The 2906-nt window shown below is 69.7% G+C and carries 3 protein-coding genes, 1 pseudogene and 1 riboswitch; all 4 genes and pseudogenes read left to right on the forward strand.

Translation table 11 applies throughout. The features are described 5' to 3' along the window. A pseudogene (locus WKI94_RS11730) lies at positions 1–119 on the forward strand (IS256 family transposase); the annotation flags it as partial. 94 nt (positions 120–213) lie between these two features. Beyond that, a riboswitch (FMN riboswitch) is annotated at positions 214–334 on the forward strand. Between the two features lie 3 nt (positions 335–337). After that, positions 338–1468, forward strand: a complete 1131-nt coding sequence (gene ribD, locus WKI94_RS11735; RefSeq protein ID WP_337845908.1) for a bifunctional diaminohydroxyphosphoribosylaminopyrimidine deaminase/5-amino-6-(5-phosphoribosylamino)uracil reductase RibD — start codon at positions 338–340, stop codon at positions 1466–1468. Beyond that, entirely contained in the window at positions 1469–2053 is a 585-nt protein-coding gene (locus WKI94_RS11740; protein ID WP_337845909.1) for a riboflavin synthase, read from the forward strand. Beyond that, the coding region (gene ribB, locus WKI94_RS11745; protein WP_337845910.1) for a 3,4-dihydroxy-2-butanone-4-phosphate synthase at positions 2053–2906 on the forward strand (854 nt) is incomplete at its 3' end. The genes WKI94_RS11740 and ribB, both read left to right, overlap by 1 nt.

The following is a 2906-nucleotide window of genomic DNA, read 5'->3' on the forward strand; positions in this document are numbered from 1 at the left end:
AGGAAGGGAGGTGGGCGGAGCGGAGGTTGAAGGGTTTTGCCGAGGTGCAGGAGGTGTTGGAAGGGATGCTTCGGGAAAGGTATGCCCCCCGTACACAGACGCTTACACATAAATCTTGACACGACCTCCTTGCCCGAGGCGAGGGCCTGACCGTGCTCCACCCGGACATTCCTCCCCCCTAAACCTGGTAAAGTGGGCTTGGTGCCTCTTGGGCACCTCCTTCGGGGCGGGGTGGAAGTCCCCACCGGCGGTGAAAGCCCGCGAAGCCCCTTTGGGGCCCGACCCGGTGGAATTCCGGGGCCGACGGTGAAAGTCCGGATGGGAGAAGGAGGGCCGCTTGGACCTGGACGAGCGTTTTCTTCGGCGTGCGCTGCAGCTAGCGGAACGGGCGCGAGGCCACACCCACCCCAACCCCCTGGTGGGGGCGGTGGTGGTGAAGGAGGGCCGGGTGGTGGGGGAGGGGTTCCACCCCAAGGCGGGCCTGCCCCACGCGGAGATCTACGCCCTGGAAGAGGCGGGGCCGGAGGCCCGGGGGGCTACGGTCTACGTCACCCTCGAGCCCTGCAATCACTTCGGCCGCACCCCCCCCTGCAGCCTGGCCCTCCTCCAGGCTGGGGCGGCCCGGGTGGTGGTGGCCGCCCGGGACCCAAACCCGAGGGCCGCAGGGGGGCTTGAGCGCCTACGGGAGGCGGGGGTCCAGGTGGAGGCCGGGCTTCTCCAGGAGGAGGCCAGGCTCCAGAACGAGGTCTTCTTCACCCGGGAGCGGAAGGGCCTCCCCTTCGTCCTCCTCAAGATGGCCCTTAGCCTAGACGGCCAGGCGGCCGCCCAGGGGGGGGATGCCCGCTGGATCTCCTCTCCCGAGAGCCGCCGGGTGGCCCACGCCTACCGGCAGTGGCTTCCCGCCCTCCTCGTGGGGGTGGGGACGGTCCTAAAGGACGACCCCCACCTCACCGTGCGCGACCCCGATTTCCGCCCCTTCCCCCACATGCTGGAGCCCCCGCCCCTTCGGGACCCCTGGAAGGTGGTCCTGGACACCGAGGCCTGCACCCCCCCAGGAGCGCGCCTCTTCCGCCCGGGGCCCCGGGGGGAGGCCGCGAGGGTCCTCATCCTGGCCGGGGTGGGGGCCCCGAAGGCGCGGCTTAAGGCCCTGGAAGCGGCCGGGGCAGAGGTGGTGGAGCTTCCCCGGGAGGGGGGTAGGGTTTCCCTGGAAGCGGCGCTTCGCCTTCTCCTGGAGCGGGGGCTGGATGGGGTTTTGGCGGAGGGGGGGCCCAAGGTGGCGGGGGCCTTGGTGGAGCGGGGACTGGTGGACAAGTACGCCTTTTTCCTAGCCCCCAAGCTCCTGGGCAAGGGGCGGGGGGCGCTGGAGGGTTTTGCTGTGGAAAAGGTGGCCGAGGCCCGAAGGCTCCGCCTCGCCCGGGTGGAAAGGCTTGGGGAGGACCTTTGGCTCGAGGCCTACCCGGAGGGGTGAATGTTCACGGGACTGGTGGAGGAGACCGGCGAGATCCTGAAGGTGGAGGAGGGCCCCTTCCTGCGGGTCAGGATCGGGGCCAAGGAGGTGCTTTCCGACCTCAAGGTGGGGGACTCGGTGGCGGTGGACGGGGTCTGCCTCACCGCGGTGGCGGTGGACGGGGAGGGGTTTTGGGTGGAGCTCGCCCAGGAGACCCGGCGGCGCACCGCCCCCAACTGGCGGGTGGGCCACCGGCCCAACCTGGAGCGGGCCCTAAGGGTGGGGGACAGGCTAGGGGGGCACTTCGTAACCGGGCACGTGGACGGGGTGGCGGAGCTTTTGGAGGTCCGCGAGGCCCCCGGGGCCAAGGACTACTTCTTCCGCGCGCCCCAAGGCCTTCGCCGCTACCTCGCGGAGAAGGGGAGCGTGGCCCTAAACGGGGTCTCCCTCACCGTGGCCGGGCTTTTTGAGGAGGGCTTCTGGGTCACCCTCATCCCCCACACCCTGGCGGTCACCAACCTGGGGGCCTTGAGGGTGGGGGAGGGGGTGAACCTCGAGGTGGACCTCATCGCCCGGTACCTGGAACGGCTTATGAGGGGAGCATGATGGAGAGGTTGGCCAGCATCCAAGAGCTTTTGCAGGAGCTCCGCCAGGGCCGCCCCGTGATCCTGGTGGACGACGAGGACCGGGAGAACGAGGGCGACCTCATCATGGCCGCGGAGCACGTCACCCCGGAGTGGGTGAACTTCATGCTGAAGGAGTGCCGGGGCCTCCTCTGCGTGGCCCTCCCGGAGGAGAGGGCCAGGGCCTTGGACCTTAGGCCCATGGTGGAGCGGAACCAAGACCCCCAGGGGACCCTCTTCACCGTGAGCGTGGACGCCAAGGGGGTGACCACGGGGATCTCGGCCTTTGAGCGGGCGGCCACCATCCGCCTCCTGGCCGATCCCGAGGCCACCCCTCAGGACTTCCGCCGCCCCGGGCACATCTTTCCCCTCATTGCCCGGCCTGGGGGGGTGTTGCGCCGCGCCGGGCATACGGAGGCCACGGTGGACCTGTTGCGCCTGGCGGGGCTTACCCCCGTGGGGAGCCTCATTGAGATCCTGAAGGAGGACGGGACCATGGCCCGCCTCCCGGACCTCCTGGAGTTCGCCCAGCGCCACGGGCTCAAGGTGGGGACCATCGCCGGCCTCATCCGCTACCGCCTGGAGCGGGGGGACCTCTACGTGAAGCGGGAGGCAGAGGCCCTGCTTCCCACCCGCTTCGGGGAGTTCCGCATCCTGGGTTACCGGGACACCCTCACGGGGGAGGAGCACGCGGCTTTGGTCATGGGGTCTTGGGGGCCGGAAGAACCCATCCTGGTGCGCATGCACTCCGAGTGCCTCACGGGGGACGCCCTTCACTCCTTAAGGTGCGACTGCGGCTTCCAACGGGACCTGGCCTTGGAGCGGATCGCAAAGGA

Source organism: Thermus sp. (assembly GCF_037444525.1).
GTDB lineage: Bacteria > Deinococcota > Deinococci > Deinococcales > Thermaceae > Thermus.

Coding starts and splice junctions, on each gene's coding strand:
- WKI94_RS11740 (WP_337845909.1), top strand. CDS start 1,469: ATGTTCACGGGACTGGTGGAGGAGACCGGCGAGATCCTGAAGGTGGAG.